Consider the following 19,981-nt stretch of genomic DNA (forward strand, 5'->3'; position numbering starts at 1 on the left):
GCTATCCAAAAAACACATCACCGGCAGCAATGGGCATTATCCTGCCAGTGCCGGTATCGAGCATCAACAAGCCATTATCATCAATTCCGGCGAATTGTCCGGAAATCGATCGGTCCGGCAAATTCACCGTAATCTTTTCGCCGATGCCGCAGGCGATCGCGCGCCAGAGCGCCGTGATCTCGCCGATGCCGCGGCCCTGGTCCCATATTTCAAGCACTTCCGCCGTGGCGGCGAAGAGATGCGCGAAGAGCTCCTCCGGCGAAGCCGCACTTCCCTGCTGGCGCAGGCAGGTGGCGGGGTAGAGCGGATTGTCCGGCATCACAGAGATATTGATGCCGATGCCGACGATCAGCGCGTAACGTCCGTCCGGCAGCCCCTCGCCTTCGACGAGAATGCCGCAGGTCTTCTTTCGGCCGATGAGAATATCGTTCGGCCATTTGACCTCGAGCGGTTCGGCACCGAGCGGCAGCACCCTGCGGATCGCCTGGTGCACGGCAACGGCGATCGCCAACGGCAGGGAGCCAAGGCGCTCCATCGGGGCGGGGTCGATCAGAAGAAGGGAAGCGTAGAGATTGCCGCGCTCGGAAACCCAGAGCCTGCCGCGGCGGCCGCGGCCGCCCGTCTGCCTCTCAGCGGTCACCCAGAGATTGCCGCCATCGCCCGCCCGAGCCCGGGCGAGGCATTCGCTGTTGGTAGACGATGTTTCCGACAGAGCCTCGTGCCTGAAATCGCCGAGCGATATCCGGCGCCGTCCGTCGGCAGCCATCAAAAGAGCGTCGCGGCGGCAAGCTCTGCCGCGCCGCCGATCGGGCCGCCGATGAGGACATAGGCGGTGACGAAGAGACCGGAGAGGCCGAAGACCAAACGCAGCGCTCCGGAGACACGGGCGAATTCGCCGGTGGCCTCATCGAACCACATCAGCTTGATGACACGCAGATAATAGTAAGCGCCAACGACCGAGGCGAGAACGCCAATGATGGCGAGCGCATAGAGCTTGGCTTCAATGGCGGCGACGAAGACGAAGTACTTCGCGAAGAAGCCGGCGAGCGGCGGGATGCCGGCAAGCGAGAACATCAGCGCCGTCAGCACCACGGCCATAAACGGGTTCGTTGTGGAGAGGCCGGCGAGATCATCGACATTTTCGACGATGGTGCCGTCCTTGCGGCGCATCGACATGATGATCGCAAAGCTGCCGAGCGTCATGACCATATAGATGACCATATAAAGCATCACGCCGGTGACGCCGGTCTGGTTGCCGGCGGCGAGGCCGACCAGGGCATAACCCATGTGGCCGATCGAGGAATAGGCCATCAGTCGCTTGATGTTCTTCTGGCCGATCGCGGCAAACGAGCCGAGCAGCATTGAGGCGATCGAGATGAAGACGACGACCTGCTGCCAGTCCGCCAGAACCGGCTGGAAGGCGGTGATGACGATGCGGGTCATCATCGCCATGGCGGCGACCTTGGGTGCGGCGGCCAGGAAGGCGGTGACCGGTGTCGGTGCGCCTTCATAAACATCCGGCGTCCACATATGGAAGGGAACGGCGGAGATCTTGAAGGCGATGCCGGCGAGGATGAAGACCAGGCCGAAGATCAGGCCGAGCGAACGCGCGCCCTCGACGGACAGCGCCTGGGCGATCTCGGAGAAGTGGGTATGGCCGGTGAAGCCGTAGACCAGCGACATGCCGTAGAGCAGCATGCCGGAGGAAAGCGCGCCGAGGACGAAATATTTCAGGCCGGCTTCGGTCGACTTCAGGCTGTCACGGTTGATCGCTGCGACGACATAGAGCGCCAGCGACTGCAGTTCCAGCGCGAGATAGAGCGAGATCAGGTCGTTGGCCGAGATCATCAGCAGGATGCCAAGGGTCGCAAGCACCAGGAGAACCGGGAACTCGAACTTGTCGAGCTGATTTTCACGGGCGTGGCCGATCGACATGAATATGGCGACCAGCGAACCGATCAACGCCACCAGCTTCATGAAGCGCGAGAAGCCGTCGGCCATGTAGACGCCGCCATAGGCAAGGCCTTCTGCCGGCACGAAGAGCAGCCACAGGCCGGATGCCAGGAGCAGGACGATCGCCAAGCCGGTGACGACAAGGCCCGACCGCTCGCCGGAGAAGACGCCGACCATCAACAGGACAAGGGCGCCGACCGCGAGGATGAGCTCCGGCGCGGAAAGATGCAGACTGAGGAGAATTGTTTCAGCGGTCATGTCCAATAAGTCCCGTCATCATTTCATAGACAGCGCAACATTCTGCGCTGCGTGCACGGCGGCCGTGTAATTGTTGACCAGCAGATCCACCGAGGCGGCCGTCGCATCGAAGACCGGAGCCGGATAAACGCCGAAGAAGATGGTCAGCGCGACCAGTGGGTAGAGGATCAGCTGTTCGCGCCTGGAAAGGTCGAGCAGCGCCTTCAGCTTTTCCTTCTCCAGCGCGCCGAAGATCACCCGGCGATAAAGCCAGAGCGCGTAGGCGGCTGAGAGGATGACGCCGGTGGCGGCAAAGAGCGCTACCCAGGTGTTGACGCGGAAGACGCCGATCAGCGTCAGGAATTCGCCGATGAACCCCGACGTGCCGGGAAGCCCGACATTGGCCATGGTGAAGACCATCATCGCCACGGCATATTTCGGCATATTGTTGACGAGGCCGCCATAGGCGTTGATCTCGCGGGTGTGGGTACGGTCGTAGACCACGCCGACGCAGAGGAAGAGCGCGCCGGAGACGATGCCGTGCGACAGCATCTGGAAGATCGACCCCTGAACACCCTGCATGTTGGCGGCAAAGATGCCCATGGTGACGTAGCCCATGTGGGCCACGGAGGAATAGGCGATCAGCTTTTTGATATCGTCCTGCATCATCGCCACCAGGGAGGTGTAGATGATGGCGATGACGGACATGGCGAAGACGAGCGGCGCGAAATAATCGGACGCGACCGGGAACATGCCGAGCGAGAAGCGGATGAGACCGTAGCCGCCGAGCTTCAGCAGCACGCCGGCCAGGATCACCGAGCCTGCCGTCGGCGCCTGAACGTGGGCATCAGGAAGCCAGGTATGGACCGGCCACATCGGCATCTTCACCGCAAAGGAGGCGAAGAAGGCAAGCCATAACCAGGTCTGCAGCGCCGGTGGGAACTTGTGGTCGAGCAGCGCGGCGATATCGGTCGTGCCAGCCTGCCAGTACATCGCCATGATGGCGAGCAGCATCAGCACCGAGCCGAGCAGCGTATAGAGAAAGAACTTGTAGCTCGCATAGACGCGGTCCTTGCCGCCCCAGACGCCGATGATCAGGAACATCGGAATGAGGCCCGCCTCGAAGAAGACGTAGAACAGCACGATATCGAGCGAGACGAAGACGCCGACCATCATCGTTTCGAGGATGAGGAAGGCGATCATGTATTCCTTCAGGCGCTTCTCGATCGAGAGCCAGCTCGCCAGCACGCAGAAGGGCATGAGGAAGGTCGAGAGGATGACGAACAGCATCGAGATGCCGTCGACGCCGAGGTGGTAGCCGATGCCGGTGCCGAGCCAGTCATGCTTCTCGAGCATCTGGAAGCCTGGATTGGCATTGTCGAACCTGGTCCAGACGAAGAGCGAAACGACGAAGGTGAAGACGGTGGTGATCAGCGAGATCCACAGCACGTTCTTGCGACCGCTTTCGCTCTCGCCGTTCATCAATAGCAGGAGCACCACGCCGACCAGCGGCAGGAAGGTGACCGTTGAAAGAATAGGCCAATCGGTCATCAGAAGGAACTCCCGAGCATCATCCAGGTAACGAGCGCCGCAATGCCGATCAGCATGGCGAAGGCGTAGTGATAGAGGTAACCGGTCTGCAGGCGAACCACGCGATCGGTGACGGCGACAACGCGAGCGGCGACGCCGTTCGGGCCGTAGGTGTCGATGACGCCGACATCCCCCTTCTTCCACAGGAAGCGACCGAGCGCCTTGGCGGAGCGGACGAAGAGGAAATCATAGAGTTCGTCGAAATACCACTTGTTCAACAGGAACTGGTAGAGCACGCGGTGCTGCTGCGCGAGGATGCGCGGCGTCTGCGGCGAGCGGATATACATGTACCAGGCGGTGACGAAGCCGAGAACCATGGCGATGAAGGGGCTCAAGCCGACGAGCGCCGGAACATGGTGGAACTCTTCGACGAGTTCGTTCTCTGCGCCTGTGAAGAGCGCCCCCTTCCAGAACTCGGCATATTCCTCGCCGTAGAACCGGCCTTCGAAGATCACGCCGGCAACTACCGCGCCGATCGCCAGAAGATAGAGCGGCACCAGCATGACCTGCGGCGACTCGTGGACGTGGTGCATCACCTCGTGCGAGGCGCGCGGCTTGCCGAAGAAGGTCATGAAAATCAGGCGCCAGGAATAGAAGCTCGTAAAGAGAGCCGCGATGACCAGCAACGCGAAGGCGAAGCCCGCGACCGGCGAATGCGATGCATAGGTCGCCTCGATGATCACGTCCTTGGAGAAGAATCCGGCAAAACCGATCGGCGTGAAGGGAATGCCAAAACCGGTGATTGCCAGCGTGCCGATGATCATCAGCACGGCGGTAACTTTAATATGCGGCCACAGGCCGCCCATGTAGCGCATGTCTTGCTCGCCATCGACGGCATGGATAACCGAACCGGCGCAGAGGAAGAGTAGCGCCTTGAAGAAGGCGTGCGTGAAGAGATGGAAGATCGCTGCGCCATAGGCTCCGGCTCCCAGTGCCACGAACATATAGCCGAGCTGCGAGCAGGTGGAATAGGCGATGACACGCTTGATGTCGTTCTGCACGAGAGCGACGGTTGCCGCAAAGAAGGCGGTGATGGCGCCGATGACGGTGACGACAACCAGCGCATCCGGCGACAGTTCGAAAAGCGGCGACATGCGGGCGACGAGAAAGACGCCGGCGGTGACCATGGTGGCGGCATGGATAAGGGCCGAGACCGGAGTCGGGCCTTCCATGGCGTCCGGCAGCCACGTGTGCAGCAGGAACTGCGCCGACTTGCCCATCGCGCCCATGAAGAGCAGCAGGCAGATACCGGTCAGTGCATGCGCCTTGTCGAGTTGCATGCCGAAGAGATTGAGGATCACCTCGCCCGCTTCGCCGCCGCCCTCATGCGGGGCGAAGTTCGAGGCATTGGCAAAGATCGTGTCGAGGTTGATCGAGCCGAACAGCGCGAAGACGCCGGCAATGCCGAGCACGAAGCCGAAGTCGCCGACGCGGTTGACGATGAAGGCCTTCATCGCCGCAGCCGTCGCCGACGGCTTCTTGAACCAGAAGCCGATCAGCAGATAGGAGGCGAGACCGACGCCTTCCCAGCCGCAGAACATCTGGGCAAGGTTATCAGCAGTCACCAGCATCAGCATGGCGAAGGTGAAGAGCGAGAGATAGGCGAAGAAGCGCGGGCGATGCGGATCGGTATGCATGTAGCCGATCGAATAGACATGCACCAAAGTCGAGACCGTGTTGACGACGATCAACATCACCGACGTCAGCGTATCAACACGCAGCGACCAGGAAACGTCGATGCCGCCGGACTGGATCCAGCGCAGCACCTCGACCTTGATCGGGCCGCCTTCGGCATGACCCATGCCGACGGTGAAGAAGACGACCCAGGACAAGATGGCGGCGATGATCATAAGGCCGCTGGTGACATATTCCGAAGCCTTGGCGCCGATCGCGCGGCCGAACAGGCCGGCGACGATCGCACCGATCAAGGGAAGAAAGACGATAGCCTTATAGAGGAACATGAGCCACTCAGCCCTTCATCATATTGACGTCTTCGACCGCGATCGAGCCGCGGTTGCGGTAGAAGACAACGAGAATTGCAAGACCGATCGCCGCTTCGGCAGCCGCCACTGTCAGGATGAACAGCGCGAAGACCTGGCCGACGATGTCGTTCAGGAAGTGGGAGAAGGCGACCATGTTGATGTTGACGGCAAGCAGGATCAGTTCGATCGACATCAGGATGACGATAACGTTCTTCCGGTTCAGGAAGATGCCGAAGACGCCGAGCGTGAAGAGGATGGCGCTGACCGTCAGGTAGTGGGAAAGTCCGATGACCATGTTCTTTGTTCCTTGACCTGCCTTTAGACGCCCTGCCCGGGCTTGACCGAAACCACCTCGACGGCGGTGGCGGGCGTGCGGGCAACTTGCCTCGGAATATTCTGCCGCTTGATGTTGGTGCGGTGTCTCAACGTCAGCACGATCGCGCCGATCATCGCGACCAGGAGCACCAGACCGGCGATCTGGAAGAAATAGATGTAGTTGGTGTAGAGCACGTCACCGAGGGCGGCGGTATTGGTGCGCTCGCTCAACGCCGGAATCGGCATGGCGACTGATTTGGCGATTTCAGGCGAGATGACGCTGCCGCCGATGACGACGATCAGTTCGGCCGCCAGGATCACCCCAATCAGCCCGCCGATCGGCGCATATTCGAGAACGCCGGCCCTCAGTTCGGTGAAGTCGATATCCAGCATCATCACCACGAAGAGGAAGAGAACGGCGACGGCGCCGACATAGACGACGAGCAGGATCATCGCCAGGAATTCGGCACCGGCCAGCAGGAAGAGGCCGGCCGCGTTGAAGAACACCAGGATCAGGAAGAGAACCGAGTGAACCGGGTTCTTCGCCCAGATGACCATGAACGCCGACGCCACCGCGACAAAGGCGAAAAGATAGAAAAATAGAGCCTGCAGACCCATGTTGGTGCCTTTTTCATCTTCCCCCGGGCAGCCGGGAGTTTCCCTGCCCGATGGAGCTTTCGCTGGTGCTAACCGGCAAAGCTCCTGTGCATGTTGACCACGACAGGAGCACTTAAGCTCCATCGCGGCATTTCAAAATCTCAATCAGCGATACGGCGAGTCGATCGCGATGTTGCGGGCGATTTCGCGCTCCCACCGGTCTCCGTTGTCCAGAAGCCGCGCCTTGTCGAAATAGAGCTCTTCGCGGGTTTCCGTCGCAAATTCGAAATTCGGGCCTTCGACAATCGCATCGACCGGGCAGGCTTCCTGGCAGAAGCCGCAATAGATGCACTTCACCATGTCGATGTCATAACGGACCGTGCGGCGCGTACCGTCATTGCGGCGCGGCCCCGCCTCGATGGTGATTGCCTGGGCAGGACAGATCGCCTCGCAAAGCTTGCAGGCGATGCAGCGTTCCTCGCCGTTCGGATAACGGCGCAGCGCATGCTCGCCGCGGAAACGCGGGGAAACTGGACCCTTTTCGAAGGGATAGTTGATCGTCGCCTTCTGGCGGAAGAAATAGCGCATCGACAGAAAGAACGCGCCGACGAATTCCTTGAGAAACAGCGAGCTGATGGAGCCGGACATGCTTGCCATCTTCAACCTCCAATTTTGCCGGAAACGAGAGCGGGCACCATCATGCCCAACCCATCAGTTTCAGCACGAATGCAACGATGACGACCATGCCGAGCGACAGCGGCAGGAAGACCTTCCAGCCGAGGCGCATGAGCTGGTCGTAGCGGTAGCGTGGAACGAAGGCCTTGACCATCGCGAACATGAAGAACACCAGGCAAGCCTTCAGCGTGAACCAGATGATGCCTGGGACCCAGTTGAGGATCCAGATATCAACCGGGGGCAGCCAGCCGCCGAGGAAGAGGATCGTCGTCAGCGCACACATCAGGCAGACGGCCGCATATTCGCCGAGCATGAACATCATGTATGGCGACGAGCCGTATTCGACCATGAAGCCGGCGACGAGTTCCGATTCGGCTTCCGGAAGGTCGAAGGGCGGGCGGTTTGTCTCGGCAAGTGCCGAGATGAAGAAGATGATGAACATCGGGAAGAGCGACAGCCAGTGCCAGTCGAGGAACGACGCCGGCAGGCCGAGCATGGTGCCGAGGCCGGTATGCTGCGCATTGACGATATCGGTCAGGTTCAGCGAGCCGACGCAGAGAAGCACGGTGACGATGACGAAGCCGATCGAGACTTCATAGGACACCATCTGTGCCGCCGAGCGCAGCGCGCCGAGGAACGGATACTTCGAGTTCGAAGCCCAGCCGCCCATGATGATGCCGTAAACCTCAAGCGAAGAGATCGCGAAAATATAGAGGATGCCGACATTGATGTTGGCGATTACCCATCCATCGGCCAGCGGCACCACCGCCCAGGTGGACAGTGCCAGAAGCACCGTCACCAGCGGAGCAAGCAGGAAGACCGCCTTGTTGGCGCCGGCCGGAATGATCGGCTCCTTGAAGACGAACTTCAAAAGGTCGGCGAAGGACTGGAACAGGCCGAAGGGACCGACGACGTTCGGGCCGCGGCGCAGCTGAACGGCCGCCCAGATCTTGCGGTCGGCGAGGAGCACATAGGCGATGAAGACGAGCAGGCAGACGAGAAGCAGCAGCGACTGGCCGACCATGATGATCGTCGGCAAGACATAGCTTGAAAAGAAAGAATCCATAGTCCCCTGCCCTTACTCTGCCGCGACTTTGAAGTTGTTGCGGGCCAATGCCGAGCACTCCGCCATGACAGCCGAGGCACGCGCTATCGGGTTCGTCAAATAGAAGTCTTTCACCGGCGACGCAAACCCGGATTTGTTCATCTTGCCGGCTTTTTTCGCAACTGCGGCAATTTGGGCGCTATTGGTTTCGGCGATCTCGTCGATGGCGGCGAAATGCGGGAAAGCGGTATAGAGCCGGACACGCAATTCGCTGAGCGAATCGAAGGGAAGCTTCTTGCCGAGCACATCGGAAAGGGCACGGATGATCGCCCAGTCCTCGCGGGCGTCACCCGGCGCAAAACCTGCGCGGTTGCCCATCTGGACGCGGCCTTCGGTATTGACCCAGGTGCCGGACTTTTCGGTATAGGCTGCCGCCGGCAGGATGACGTCGGCATGATGCGCGCCATTATCACCATGCGAGCCGATATAGATGGTGAGCTTGGCCTTCTTGGCGGTGAAGTCGAGCTCGTCGGCGCCGAGCAGGAAGAGCACGTCCATCGCCGTCAGCATCTCGGCGGCATCGACACCCTTGGCGCCCGGCACGAAGCCGAGATCGAGGCCGCCGACACGCGCGGCAGCAGTATGGAGGACGGCAAAGCCGTTCCAGCCTTCGACGACCGCGCCGACCGAGCCGGCGAGCTTGGCAGCACTGGCGAGAACGCCGGGGCCATCGGTGCGCGACAGCGCGCCCTGGCCGATGATGATCATCGGCTTGGCGGCGTTCTTCAGCACGTCCGCGAAGGCGTGGGTGCCGTCGACCAGATCCTTCAGCGTGTCGGGACCGCCGCCGAGGTAATCATAGCTGTAGCGCAGTTCAGCACGCTCGCCGATCACGCCGATCGGGAACTTGCCGCGGCGCCAGCGCTTGCGGATGCGGGCGTTGAGGATGGCCGCCTCGAAGCGCGGATTGGCGCCGATGATCAATAGCGCATCGGCCTGGTCGATGCCGGATATGGTCGGGTTGAAGAGATAGCTTGCACGGCCGAGCGAAGGATCGAGTGCCGCCCCATCCTGGCGACAGTCGAGATTGGCCGACCCCAGCGACTTCACCAGTTCGGAGAGCGCATACATTTCCTCGACGGAAGCGAGGTCGCCTGATATCGCGCCGATCTTGTCGCCCGAGGTTGCGCCGACGGCGGCCTTGATAGCGCCGAAGGCTTCGGCCCAAGTGGCGGGCTGCAGGCGGCCGTCGCGGCGAACATAGGGCCGGTCGAGGCGCTGGGTCTTCAGGCCGTCCCAGATGAAGCGGCTCTTGTCGGAAATCCACTCCTCATTGATCGCCTCATTGACGCGCGGCAGGATGCGCATGACTTCGCGGCCGCGGGTGTCGACGCGGATCGCCGAACCGACGGCATCCATGACGTCGATCGATTCGGTCTTGTTCAGCTCCCACGGGCGCGCGGTGAAGGCGAAAGGCTTCGAGGTAAGCGCACCGACCGGGCAAAGGTCGACGACATTGCCCTGCAGCTCGGAGGTCATCGCCTGTTCGAGATAGGTGGTGATCTCGGCATCCTCGCCGCGGCCGATCAGGCCGAGCTCGGAAATGCCGGCGACCTCGGTGGTGAAGCGGACGCAGCGCGTGCAGTGGATACAGCGGTTCATCACCGTCTTGACGAGCGGGCCGATATACTTGTCCTCGACGGCGCGCTTGTCTTCCTGGTAGCGCGAGGTGTCGATGCCGAAGGCCATCGCCTGGTCCTGCAGGTCGCATTCGCCGCCCTGGTCGCAGATCGGGCAATCCAGCGGATGGTTGATCAGCAGGAATTCCATCACACCTTCGCGGGCCTTCTTGACCATCGGGGTGTTGGTGAAGACCTCAGGCAGTTCGCCGTTCGGGCCGCCGCGGATATCGCGCACGCTCATGGCGCAGGAAGCCTGCGGCTTCGGCGGGCCGCCCTTCACCTCGACAAGGCACATGCGGCAGTTGCCGGCAACCGACAGGCGCTCATGGAAGCAGAAGCGCGGAACCTCAGCGCCGGCATCCTCGCACGCCTGCAGTAGCGTGTAATGATCCGGAACTTCGATCTCGTTGCCGTCAATCTTCAGTTTTGCCATCGTCGCTCAGTCCTGTTTCCCGTTTGCCTGATGACGGCAAACAAACCTATTTTTGCAGCACTCTCATTGCCAAGCCGGATCTTTCGTCCTGCCGGCAGCTGATGTCGCTCAAATTCTCTGTCGCGCGTTCCAGATCCGGAACCCGCACCGGCATCTTGAGGCCCCCGCCCGTCCGCCGACCTGCCCATCTTTCCGGCCGATCGACACGGCCGGACAGTTCATTTCTTCCTGCGGCCCCGTCCTGCCAGAACTTTTGCTTGACCGGTCCAGTCGTCACGGCCGATGCGGCCGTTGAAGCCGAGTTCGACGTCGAGCCGGGCGATTTCCTCGTCGGTCCAGGCGGCAATCTCGGCGAAGCTACGAATGCCCTTGGCCTTCAGCACCTGCTCCAGCTTCGGGCCGATGCCGGCGATCAGCTTGAGATCGTCTGCCTTTCCTGCCCGCGCAACCGGTTTTGCCTTCACTGCCGGCTTTGGCTGGCTGACGGATCGGCGCGCTGATCGACCTGACAACAGTCAGTGTCGGCTTTGCCTTCTTCTCGGCCGGCGGCTTGGTGAAAGGCTTGACCTGCGAGCGAATATTCTCCGGCCGGATATCGACATCGGGCATCGGCTCGTCCGGCGGCGTGTCATCGAGGGCGGCCGCGACCTTGCCGGTGGTTTCCAGGGCGCTGTGCCAGGCCCCGAAGAAAGCGCCGGCCATCTGGGTCGAGATACCGAATCCGATCGCCGTTGCGGCGGCAAAGGCTGCCGCGGGCTGCGCCATCAGCGGATGCACCGGCATCGCCCGTGCATTTTCCAGCATCTCGGCGGCTAGACGGCCGAAACCGGCCGCGAAATCGGCGACTTCTTCCTTCTTCCCATCCTTGGATGCGTTGTCCGCCATGATTATTCAGCCGCCTCCAGAACCGCACCGTGATCAAGCGCGCTTGCCGTATACTGGTCGATACGCTTTTCGATCTCGGGACGGAAGTTACGGATCAGACCCTGCACCGGCCATGCGGCGGCATCGCCCAGCGCACAGATAGTGTGGCCTTCAATCTGCTTCGTCACCTGGAACAGCATGTCGATTTCGCGCTTCTGGGCATTGCCCTTGGCCATGCGCTCCATCACGCGCCACATCCAGCCGGTGCCTTCGCGGCAGGGCGTGCACTGGCCGCAGCTCTCATGCTTGAAGAAGGCGGAGATACGGGCGATCGCCTTGATGACGTCGGTGGACTTATCCATGACGATCGCGGCGGCCGTACCGAAGGAAGAGCCGACGCCGCGCAGGCCGTCGAAATCCATCGGGCAGTCGATGATGTCCTTGGCCGGAACGATCGGGCAGGATGCGCCGCCCGGAATGACGGCGAGCAGGTTGTCCCAGCCGCCGCGGATGCCGCCGGCATGGCGGTCGACCAGTTCGCGGAAGGTGATGCCCATTTCCTCTTCGACCGTGCACGGCTTGTTGACGTGGCCGGAGAGCATGAACAGCTTGGTGCCGACATTGTTCGGACGGCCGATGGCCGAGAACCAGCCGGCGCCGCGGCGCAGGATCGTCGGCGCGACAGCGATCGATTCGACATTGTTGACCGTCGTCGGGCAGCCGTAGAGGCCCATATTGGCCGGGAACGGCGGCTTCAGGCGCGGCTGGCCCTTCTTGCCTTCGAGGCTTTCGAGCAGCGCGGTTTCTTCGCCGCAGATATAGGCGCCGGCGCCGTGATGGACGAAGATATCCATGTCCCAGCCGAGCTTGTTGTTCTTGCCGAGCAGGCCATAATCATAGCATTCGTCGATCGCCGCCTGCAGCGCTTCACGCTCGCGGATATATTCGCCGCGCACATAGATATAGGCCGCATTGGCGCCCATCGCGAAGCTCGCAACGACGCAGCCTTCGATCAGCGTATGCGGATCGTGGCGCATGATGTCGCGGTCTTTGCAGGTGCCGGGCTCGGACTCGTCGGCGTTGACCACGAGGTAGTGCGGGCGGCCGTCGCTTTCCTTCGGCATGAAGGACCATTTGAGGCCTGTGGGGAAACCGGCGCCGCCACGACCGCGAAGGCCTGACGCCTTCATCTCGTTGATGATCCAGTCGCGGCCCTTTTCGAGGATCTGCTTGGTGCCGTCCCAATGGCCGCGGCTCATCGCGCCCTTCAGGGATTTGTCCTTGAGGCCGTAGATGTTGGTAAAGATGCGGTCTTTATCTTGTAACATGCTTCACCTCTTACCGCGGCTTCTTGCCGAAGACCTTGATATATTCCGCTTCCCCGCCCTTGGCGAGCGCCTTGGCCTGCTTGACCCAGTCGTCGCGCTCGATGCGGCCGCGGAAATTCAGATAGCCGTCGACCCATTCGCGTTCGGCCTTCTTCCAGCCTTCGACCTGCGCGAAGGTGAAGATGCCGATTTCGTTCAACGTCGCCTCGATCTTCGGGCCGACGCCCGAGATCATCTTCAAATCATCCGGTGCGGCGGGCTTTTCGATGCCGACCGGCCGATTCTTGTCGGTCAGAGCGGGCTTTGCCGCGGGGGCAGCTTCCGCTTTGACGGCAGCTTTCGGCGCCGGTTCGGCAGCCCCAGTGCCCGATATCGGCTGCTGCTCGGCTGCCTTTGAGTTTTTCGCAGCCGCCTTCGGCGCCGTTGCCGGCGTCTTCAGGGCGGCATTGGTTTCGGCATCGGTGCTTTTCGCGCGGCCGGCCTCGGAGGGCGGAACGGGAGCGCGGTCGACCGGAGCCGACACGGTTTCGACGTCGGCCTTCTTGGCGCGCGTCCTTGCCTTCGGCTCTTCGGTCGTCAGCGAGGTCAGGCCGCCTTCGGGCGCCGAAAACACCCGATCGATCTGGGTGCCGGGCTTGATGCTGGCGCCATTGCCGGCGGCAAAGATGTCGATGATCTCTTCGAGACGCTCGGGCGTCAGGTCTTCATAGGTGTCCTTGCCGATCATCACCATCGGCGCGTTGACGCAGGCCCCGAGACATTCGACCTCTTCCCAGGACAGCGTGCCTTCGGCATTGCGCTCGAAGGCATGGGCATGGATCTTGCTCTTGCAGACCGACATCAGCGCTTCGGAGCCGCGCAGCATGCAGGGCGTCGTGCCGCACACCTGGACATGGGCGCGCGTGCCGACCGGATGCAGCTGGAACTGCGTATAGAAGGTCGCGACCTCGAGCACTCTTATATAGGCCATGTCGAGCATGTCGGCGATCTTTTCGATCGCCGCGCGCGTGACCCAGCCGTCCTGCTCCTGCGCCCGCATCAACAGCGGGATGACCGCCGATTGCTGGCGGCCGGCGGGGTATTTCTGGATCGTCTTGTCCGCCCAGACCGCATTCTCATCGCTGAATGCGAATGCGGCAGGCTGGAATTGATCTTCGGCTAATCGACGAACGGACATTCTTCCTCACGCCTTGTCAGTTTAGGGTTCCACACCGCGAAGCGGTCAAAGACTGCATTTCGCAGGCATAGGCCGACTGGTCTTTTTGCAAAAACACTACGAATTTGCTGCCGTTCGGAATGGCAGCCTTGATCTGATAGCCCTTGGACAAAAGCTCGCCCATGGACGATTGCTGCGCCGGCGGCGTCTCTTCCTTACGGCCCAGCGGCGTGCCGAGATTATCGGAGTCCTGAGCCGAAACCCCGGATGCCGAAAGAAGAATTGCGATGGCCAGCGGCAGAAGCTGCATCAGCGGTCCACCTCGCCGAAGACGATGTCGAGCGAGCCGAGCACGGCCGCGACGTCGGCAAGCTGGTGACCGCGGCACATGAAGTCCATCGCCTGCAGATGGGCGTAACCCGGCGCGCGGATCTTGCAGCGATAGGGCTTGTTGGTGCCGTCGGAGACGAGATAGACGCCGAACTCACCTTTCGGCGCCTCGACGGCGGCATAAACCTCGCCGGCCGGCACATGGTAGCCTTCGGTATAGAGTTTGAAGTGGTGGATTAGCGCTTCCATCGAGCGCTTCATCTCGCCGCGCTTCGGCGGTACGACCTTGCCGTCGATCGACGAGAAGGGACCGGTCTTTGCATCCGAGAGCAGGCGGTTGACGCATTGCTTCATGATGCGGACCGATTCGCGCATCTCGATCATGCGGATCAGATATCGGTCGTAGTTGTCGCCATTCTTGCCGATCGGGATGTCGAATTCGAGATCGGAATAACATTCATAGGGCTGGGCGCGACGCAGATCCCAGGCCGCACCCGAACCACGCACCATGACGCCGGAGAAGCCCCAGGCCCAGCATTCCTGCAGCGAGACGACGCCGATATCGACGTTGCGCTGCTTGAAGATGCGGTTGCCGGTCAATAGGTTGTCGATGTCGTCGAGCGCCTTCAGGAACGGGTCGCACCAGTTACCGATATCCTGCACAAGCTGTTCGGGCAGATCCTGGTGGACGCCGCCCGGACGGAAATAGGCGGCGTGCATGCGTGAGCCGCTGGCGCGCTCGTAGAACACCATCAGCTTTTCACGCTCTTCGAAGCCCCAGAGCGGCGGCGTCAGCGCGCCAACGTCCATGGCCTGCGTGGTGACGTTCAGAAGATGCGAGAGGATGCGGCCGATTTCCGAATAGAGAACGCGGATCAGCTGGCCGCAGATCGGGATCTCGATGCCGAGCAGCTTTTCGACAGCCATCGCATAGGCATGTTCCTGGTTCATCGGCGCGACGTAATCGAGCCGATCGAAATAGGGCACGGCCTGAAGATAAGTTTTGGTCTCGATCAGCTTCTCGGTGCCGCGATGCAAAAGGCCGATATGCGGATCGACACGCTCCACAATTTCGCCGTCAAGCTCCAGGACAAGACGAAGAACGCCGTGCGCCGCCGGATGCTGCGGTCGAAGTTGATGTTGAAGTTGCGGACGTTATGTTCGGTCATGCTGCGTGCTCCATGCCAAACGCGTTGCCAATCAAGCGAATAGCGAATGGCGAATAGCGAATAGTTTCGTTCGGTCTCATTACTTCTCCTGGAGACTCCGTATCAGCGCCCGAATCATTCGTCCGATCTCGTCGCACTTTCCGGTCATCTGCCTGAACTCACTCTCGTCGATCAGGCCGATGCGATGAGAAATGAGCATATGCGTTTCCAATTCCTTCAACGAACCTTGAGAGATACGCAGAAACTGAATGAAACTTCCCGTGACCTCACGTCCGTGTCCTTCAGCAATATTGGCTGCGATCGAACTCGCCGCCCTGCGTATCTGAGCTGTCAGACCGTAAACCTCCTCCCTGGGAAATTTTCTGGTCAGTTGATAACAATCCACCGCGAGATCGATCGCAATCTGCCAGACCTTAAGATCCTTGTAGGAGTTTATCGTCTGCCCGCCCCTTCCAACTATTCGCTATTCGCTACTCACTATTCGCCGCTACGGCTTCGCCTTCTCATCGCCCGGCAGCACATATTCCGTGCCTTCCCAGGGAGACATGAAGTCGAAATTGCGGAATTCCTGTTTCAGTTCGACCGGCTCGTAAACGACGCGCTTTGCCGCATCGTCATAGCGAACCTCGACGAAACCGGTCGTCGGGAAGTCCTTGCGCAGCGGGTGGCCTTCGAATCCGTAGTCGGTCAGAATGCGGCGCAGGTCCGGATGGCCGGTGAAGAGCACGCCATACATGTCCCAGGTCTCGCGTTCGAACCAGTCGGCGCCCGGATAGACCGGGCAGGCCGACGGGACCGGCGTATCCTCGTCGGTCGCGACCTTGACGCGGATGCGCAGGTTCTTCTTCGGCGACAGCAGGTGATAGACGACGTCGAAACGCAGCTCGCGCTGCGGCCAATCGACCCCGCAAATATCGATCAGGTTGACGAAACCGCATTTGGCGTCGTCGCGCAGGAAGGTCAGCAGGGCGATCAGGTTCTCACCCGTCGTCGTCAGCGTCAGTTCGCCATACTTCATCTGCGATGCGGCAATCAGATTAACGCGCGCTTCGCCAAGGTAGGACGCAAGCTCAGTCAGGGCTTCACTCATATGCCTTGTCCTTAACCCTTAGCGTTCGATCGTGCCGGTACGCCGGATCTTCTTCTGCAGCAGAAGCACGCCATAAAGCAGCGCCTCTGCCGTGGGGGGACAGCCCGGCACGTAGATGTCGATCGGCACGATACGGTCGCAGCCGCGCACCACCGAATAGGAATAGTGATAATAGCCGCCGCCATTGGCGCAGGAGCCCATCGAGATGACATAGCGCGGCTCGGGCATCTGGTCGTAGACCTTGCGCAGCGCCGGCGCCATCTTGTTGGTCAGCGTGCCGGCGACGATCATCACGTCGGACTGGCGCGGCGAGGCGCGCGGCGCAAAACCGAAGCGCTCGACGTCATAACGCGGCATCGACAGCTGCATCATCTCGACGGCGCAACAGGCAAGGCCGAAGGTCATCCACATCAGCGAGCCGGTGCGGGCCCAGTTGATCAGTTCGTCGGTCGAGGTGACGAGAAACCCTTTGTCAGCAAGCTCGTTGTTGATCTCGCCAAAAAACGGGTCGTTGCTGCCGATCGGCTTGCCGGTCGAGGGATCAATGATCCCCTTCGGCTGCTGTGCCACAAGCGGCTGATTGCTCACAGGGGCTACTCCCATTCCAGGGCTCCCTTCTTCCATTCATAGATAAAGCCGATGGTCAGCACGAGAAGGAAGACCATCATGGACCAGAAGCCGAACCAGCCGATGGCGCCGAAAGACACGGCCCAGGGAAAGAGGAAGGCGACTTCGAGGTCGAAGATGATGAAGAGGATCGACACGAGGTAGAAACGGATGTCGAACTTCATGCGGGCGTCGTCGAAAGCGTTGAAGCCGCACTCGTAAGCCGAGAGCTTTTCCGAATCGGGCGCTTTGAACGCCACGGCGAACGGCGCAATGAGCAGCGCCAGGCCGATAACGAGCGCAATAGCAATGAAGATAGCGATCGGAATATAAGAACTGAGCAGTTCAGTCATCATGTTCATCCCTGCTTGCCGGTGACGCCAGGCGGCGCATTTGGGCAAATGCCCGGCAAGCGAATGTGCGTTGCAACAAGCCGTGGTTAGCGCAGCCGAGGCCTCGGCGCAAGACTTTTACGGAGGCAATTCGACGCGTGTCGCGCGGACATTATCAAGCAGGTGCAACGATGTCGCGACAAATCCGTGCAAGCCGCTTCAGCGCGCATGGCTGACCACTGGAAACTGCATGGCTTTCGGAAGAAATGGCGCGAGTGACGGGGCTCGAACCCGCGACCTCCGGCGTGACAGGCCGGCACTCTAACCGACTGAGCTACACCCGCGCATTGATCGGCCATTTTACGGCCGCGAGGATTAGGAAATCCGGACAAACGACAAATCGCATTTGCGTTTTACAAGACTTGAAATGGCGCGAGTGACGGGGCTCGAACCCGCGACCTCCGGCGTGACAGGCCGGCACTCTAACCAACTGAGCTACACCCGCAATTCATTTCAAGCAGTCCGGATGCCTTCGCACCCTCTCCAAAACGGCTGCCCGTTTCGATGAGCGGCTAACTACGGGGTTCGCCTTTTAGTGTCAAGCAGGTTTGGAGACAAAACAATGACAGTCGGTGAATTGTTTCGGCGGGTTGGGCGCCAGACGAACAAAAGCCGGCACTTCCGTCTTCCGCAGCGATGCTCAGCCGCAGACGCAACGCCTTCGAAACGGGAATGCTCGCCGCCCTCCCCTCACTTTTCAACAGCCGAGCCCAGCCTAAGGGTCATTGCAAGACACGGGACCACCACCAAAAAAATCAAAAAATCTTCACAAACACTCTTGCGGTTTTGCCTCGATCCGCATAGATCACGGCCACCAACGCGGCAGGCCGATCCGGCTTCGTTTGCGATGGGCGATTAGCTCAGTTGGTAGAGCGCCTCGTTTACACCGAGGATGTCGGCGGTTCGAGTCCGTCATCGCCCACCATTTCTAAAGTTCCCGCTGCTTGTCCATCAGAGTGGGATTCCGAATTAGTTCGCTAATCCGGTCACGATCTGCGCAAGGTGTTTCGTCAGGAGACACTTCATGAAAATCGCTATCAAAATCTCTGCGCTGCTTATCGCCAGCGTGGCTGCGCCCCCGTGCATTGCCAAAGAGCCGGCCCAAGAGGTTTTCCTGTCTGCCGGGGACCAGACGATCAAGACCTCGGGAGAAACCCCGGCCCGTGAAGCCAGGACCTATCTCCTGAGAATGCCGTCGGATCTGCCGATTAATTTTTCGGTCGATGCCGACAATTCAGCCTGCAGCCTGGAAATCAGCAAAGCCAGCCAGCGCGGCGTCTTAAGCACAATCAGCCGATTCCCCGCGTCTTTCAGAGACAGCGGTCAAAGTGGCGATGAATATACATTTTCGTTTTTCCAAAACCGGGTTTCATTTATGAGCGGCGCGCGATGCGCCTTCTCATTTTCTCTGACGCAGATGTGACCATGTTTTTGGGGTGATGGGCATGCCTCGCCGTCCACAGGCACTCATCGCCCACCATTTCATCTCTTCGCCAGTTCTTTCTCCACCGCCGAAACCAGCCGCGAATCATCCGCCGTCACGTCAGGCGCGAAGCGGGCGGCGACTTTGCCGTCGCGGCCGATCAGGAATTTTTCGAAGTTCCAGAGGATGTCGTCCTCATCTCCGCCTGTCAGCCCATGGGATTTCAGGCGTTCTCGCATCGGGCCGTCGCCCGTCGTCGCGACACCCGACTTGGTCAGTTGCCGGTAAAGCGGATGCTGGGCTTCGCCCTTGACCGAGATCTTCGAGAAGATCGGGAAGGTGACGTCGTAGGTGCTGGTGCAGAAATCGAGGATCTCGGCGTCGGTGCCGGGCTCCTGACCCTTGAAGTCGTTAGCGGGAAAGGCGGCGATGACGAAGCCGCGCTCGCGCTTTTCCCCATAGAGCTTTTCCAGCCCCTCATATTGTGGCGTGAGACCGCATTTCGAGGCGACATTGACCACCAAGAGCACCCTGCCCTTGTATTCGTTGAGCGTGGTCTCGCGACCATCCGCAGTTTTGACCGGGATATCCAGCGCATTGCCCGTCACGGGAACCTCCAATTTCGTAAGGATATGTTTCGCCAAGCTTAGCGATATCGCCGCTGTTGTCATCAGCGTCGGGATCAACTTGGCTTCCACAGGACGCCGGTGCGGCTTCCGGCCGCACCGGGCCTCAGCACCTCAGGCGGGAGACGTTTCCTTCACGTCGTCGAGCAGGAAGTGCACGACGAGATAATCCGTCTTGTAATGGCGGCCACTTTCCGACACGGAATCGACGCTGCCGCCGTCCTTCGGGTGCCAGGGATGATAGTGGGGGTTGGTGGTAATCAGCGTGATGGCCTTGCCATCTCTTTCGCCAAGCCGGAAGCGCATCTCGGCGAGCGGCCAGATCCGCTCGTAATCCTGCATGGTGATTCGCGCCTTCAGCGCCTTGCGCTGCAGCGGCGCTTCGCCGGCCTCGGCTGGTGTTTCCAACATCACCTCCTCAGCTCCGCTGATGATGGCGTTGAATTCTTCAGGCCACATGCGTCTCATGAAATCGCTCCTCCCGAGGC

At 60.6% G+C, this 19,981-nt stretch carries 19 protein-coding genes, 3 tRNA genes and 2 pseudogenes; 2 read left to right on the forward strand and 22 right to left on the reverse strand.

Going from position 1 to position 19,981, the window contains the following annotated elements; all coding sequences use genetic code 11:
* Nucleotide 1 precedes the first annotated feature (1 nt).
* The 20 genes and pseudogenes from ACS4RR_RS17175 to ACS4RR_RS17270 all read right to left on the reverse strand — a co-directional run bounded on the left by ACS4RR_RS17175 (nucleotide 2) and on the right by ACS4RR_RS17270 (nucleotide 17,889).
* A complete protein-coding gene (locus ACS4RR_RS17175; RefSeq protein ID WP_260110628.1) occupies nucleotides 2–766 on the reverse strand; it encodes a biotin--[acetyl-CoA-carboxylase] ligase in 765 nt (254 codons plus the stop codon).
* Nucleotides 766–2,211 carry an NADH-quinone oxidoreductase subunit NuoN gene (gene nuoN, locus ACS4RR_RS17180; RefSeq protein ID WP_260110627.1) on the reverse strand — a complete coding sequence of 482 codons (1,446 nt, stop codon included), beginning with the start codon at nucleotides 2,209–2,211 and terminating at the stop codon, nucleotides 766–768. Before nuoN ends, ACS4RR_RS17175 begins: the two co-directional genes overlap by 1 nt.
* A gap of 18 nt (nucleotides 2,212–2,229) precedes the next feature.
* Nucleotides 2,230–3,741 (reverse strand): NADH-quinone oxidoreductase subunit M, encoded by a 1,512-nt coding sequence (locus ACS4RR_RS17185; RefSeq protein WP_260110626.1) that lies wholly within the window; start codon nucleotides 3,739–3,741, stop codon nucleotides 2,230–2,232.
* A complete protein-coding gene (nuoL, locus tag ACS4RR_RS17190; protein WP_260110625.1) occupies nucleotides 3,741–5,741 on the reverse strand; it encodes an NADH-quinone oxidoreductase subunit L in 2,001 nt (666 codons plus the stop codon). The genes ACS4RR_RS17185 and nuoL overlap by 1 nt, the downstream gene beginning before the upstream one ends.
* A gap of 7 nt (nucleotides 5,742–5,748) precedes the next feature.
* Complete coding sequence (nuoK, locus tag ACS4RR_RS17195) at nucleotides 5,749–6,057, reverse strand: NADH-quinone oxidoreductase subunit NuoK (protein ID WP_027685143.1); 309 nt, start codon at nucleotides 6,055–6,057, stop codon at nucleotides 5,749–5,751.
* A 23-nt stretch (nucleotides 6,058–6,080) separates the two neighbouring features.
* Nucleotides 6,081–6,695, reverse strand: a complete 615-nt coding sequence (locus ACS4RR_RS17200) for an NADH-quinone oxidoreductase subunit J (protein ID WP_017963856.1) — start codon at nucleotides 6,693–6,695, stop codon at nucleotides 6,081–6,083.
* A gap of 144 nt (nucleotides 6,696–6,839) precedes the next feature.
* Nucleotides 6,840–7,331: an NADH-quinone oxidoreductase subunit NuoI gene (gene nuoI / locus ACS4RR_RS17205; RefSeq protein ID WP_017963855.1), complete on the reverse strand. Its 492-nt coding sequence runs from the start codon at nucleotides 7,329–7,331 to the stop codon at nucleotides 6,840–6,842.
* 40 nt (nucleotides 7,332–7,371) lie between these two features.
* Complete coding sequence (gene nuoH, locus ACS4RR_RS17210; protein ID WP_260110624.1) at nucleotides 7,372–8,415, reverse strand: NADH-quinone oxidoreductase subunit NuoH; 1,044 nt, start codon at nucleotides 8,413–8,415, stop codon at nucleotides 7,372–7,374.
* A gap of 12 nt (nucleotides 8,416–8,427) precedes the next feature.
* Nucleotides 8,428–10,509 carry an NADH-quinone oxidoreductase subunit NuoG gene (gene nuoG, locus ACS4RR_RS17215; protein ID WP_260110623.1) on the reverse strand — a complete coding sequence of 694 codons (2,082 nt, stop codon included), beginning with the start codon at nucleotides 10,507–10,509 and terminating at the stop codon, nucleotides 8,428–8,430.
* 218 nt (nucleotides 10,510–10,727) lie between these two features.
* Nucleotides 10,728–11,394 (reverse strand): annotated as a pseudogene (locus ACS4RR_RS17220) (helix-hairpin-helix domain-containing protein).
* A gap of 2 nt (nucleotides 11,395–11,396) precedes the next feature.
* Nucleotides 11,397–12,701 (reverse strand): NADH-quinone oxidoreductase subunit NuoF, encoded by a 1,305-nt coding sequence (nuoF, locus tag ACS4RR_RS17225; protein ID WP_003558451.1) that lies wholly within the window; start codon nucleotides 12,699–12,701, stop codon nucleotides 11,397–11,399.
* 10 nt (nucleotides 12,702–12,711) lie between these two features.
* The gene (locus ACS4RR_RS17230; RefSeq protein WP_260110621.1) at nucleotides 12,712–13,878 is read right to left on the reverse strand and encodes an NADH-quinone oxidoreductase subunit E; all 1,167 of its coding nucleotides are present in this window, start codon (nucleotides 13,876–13,878) and stop codon (nucleotides 12,712–12,714) included.
* A 16-nt stretch (nucleotides 13,879–13,894) separates the two neighbouring features.
* Nucleotides 13,895–14,167, reverse strand: a complete 273-nt coding sequence (locus ACS4RR_RS17235) for a hypothetical protein (protein ID WP_456189054.1) — start codon at nucleotides 14,165–14,167, stop codon at nucleotides 13,895–13,897.
* Nucleotides 14,167–15,356: pseudogene (locus tag ACS4RR_RS17240) on the reverse strand (NADH-quinone oxidoreductase subunit D). Before ACS4RR_RS17240 ends, ACS4RR_RS17235 begins: the two are co-directional and overlap by 1 nt.
* A gap of 79 nt (nucleotides 15,357–15,435) precedes the next feature.
* On the reverse strand, nucleotides 15,436–15,759 hold the full coding sequence (locus tag ACS4RR_RS17245) for a four helix bundle protein (protein ID WP_206120164.1): 324 nt from the start codon (nucleotides 15,757–15,759) through the stop codon (nucleotides 15,436–15,438).
* 84 nt (nucleotides 15,760–15,843) lie between these two features.
* A complete protein-coding gene (locus tag ACS4RR_RS17250; RefSeq protein WP_260110619.1) occupies nucleotides 15,844–16,446 on the reverse strand; it encodes an NADH-quinone oxidoreductase subunit C in 603 nt (200 codons plus the stop codon).
* 18 nt (nucleotides 16,447–16,464) lie between these two features.
* Nucleotides 16,465–17,049: a NuoB/complex I 20 kDa subunit family protein gene (locus tag ACS4RR_RS17255; RefSeq protein ID WP_003547368.1), complete on the reverse strand. Its 585-nt coding sequence runs from the start codon at nucleotides 17,047–17,049 to the stop codon at nucleotides 16,465–16,467.
* Entirely contained in the window at nucleotides 17,040–17,405 is a 366-nt protein-coding gene (locus tag ACS4RR_RS17260) for an NADH-quinone oxidoreductase subunit A (protein WP_010055493.1), read from the reverse strand. Before ACS4RR_RS17260 ends, ACS4RR_RS17255 begins: the two co-directional genes overlap by 10 nt.
* A gap of 246 nt (nucleotides 17,406–17,651) precedes the next feature.
* A tRNA-Asp gene (locus tag ACS4RR_RS17265) sits at nucleotides 17,652–17,728 on the reverse strand.
* A gap of 84 nt (nucleotides 17,729–17,812) precedes the next feature.
* Nucleotides 17,813–17,889, reverse strand: a tRNA-Asp gene (locus tag ACS4RR_RS17270).
* Between the two features lie 404 nt (nucleotides 17,890–18,293).
* Between ACS4RR_RS17270 and ACS4RR_RS17275 the strand changes: the two genes are divergently transcribed.
* A tRNA-Val gene (locus ACS4RR_RS17275) sits at nucleotides 18,294–18,369 on the forward strand.
* A gap of 99 nt (nucleotides 18,370–18,468) precedes the next feature.
* The gene (locus ACS4RR_RS17280) at nucleotides 18,469–18,867 is read left to right on the forward strand and encodes a hypothetical protein (RefSeq protein WP_162117237.1); all 399 of its coding nucleotides are present in this window, start codon (nucleotides 18,469–18,471) and stop codon (nucleotides 18,865–18,867) included.
* Between the two features lie 59 nt (nucleotides 18,868–18,926).
* Here the strand turns inward: ACS4RR_RS17280 and ACS4RR_RS17285 are convergent, their stop codons facing one another.
* On the reverse strand, nucleotides 18,927–19,475 hold the full coding sequence (locus tag ACS4RR_RS17285) for a glutathione peroxidase (protein WP_260110618.1): 549 nt from the start codon (nucleotides 19,473–19,475) through the stop codon (nucleotides 18,927–18,929).
* Nucleotides 19,476–19,607: 132 nt separating this feature from the next.
* Nucleotides 19,608–19,961: a hypothetical protein gene (locus ACS4RR_RS17290; protein ID WP_260110617.1), complete on the reverse strand. Its 354-nt coding sequence runs from the start codon at nucleotides 19,959–19,961 to the stop codon at nucleotides 19,608–19,610.
* Between the last annotated feature and the right edge of the window lie 20 nt (nucleotides 19,962–19,981).

It is taken from the genome of Rhizobium zaerense (assembly GCF_051810725.1).
Classification (GTDB): domain Bacteria; phylum Pseudomonadota; class Alphaproteobacteria; order Rhizobiales; family Rhizobiaceae; genus Rhizobium; species Rhizobium leguminosarum_I.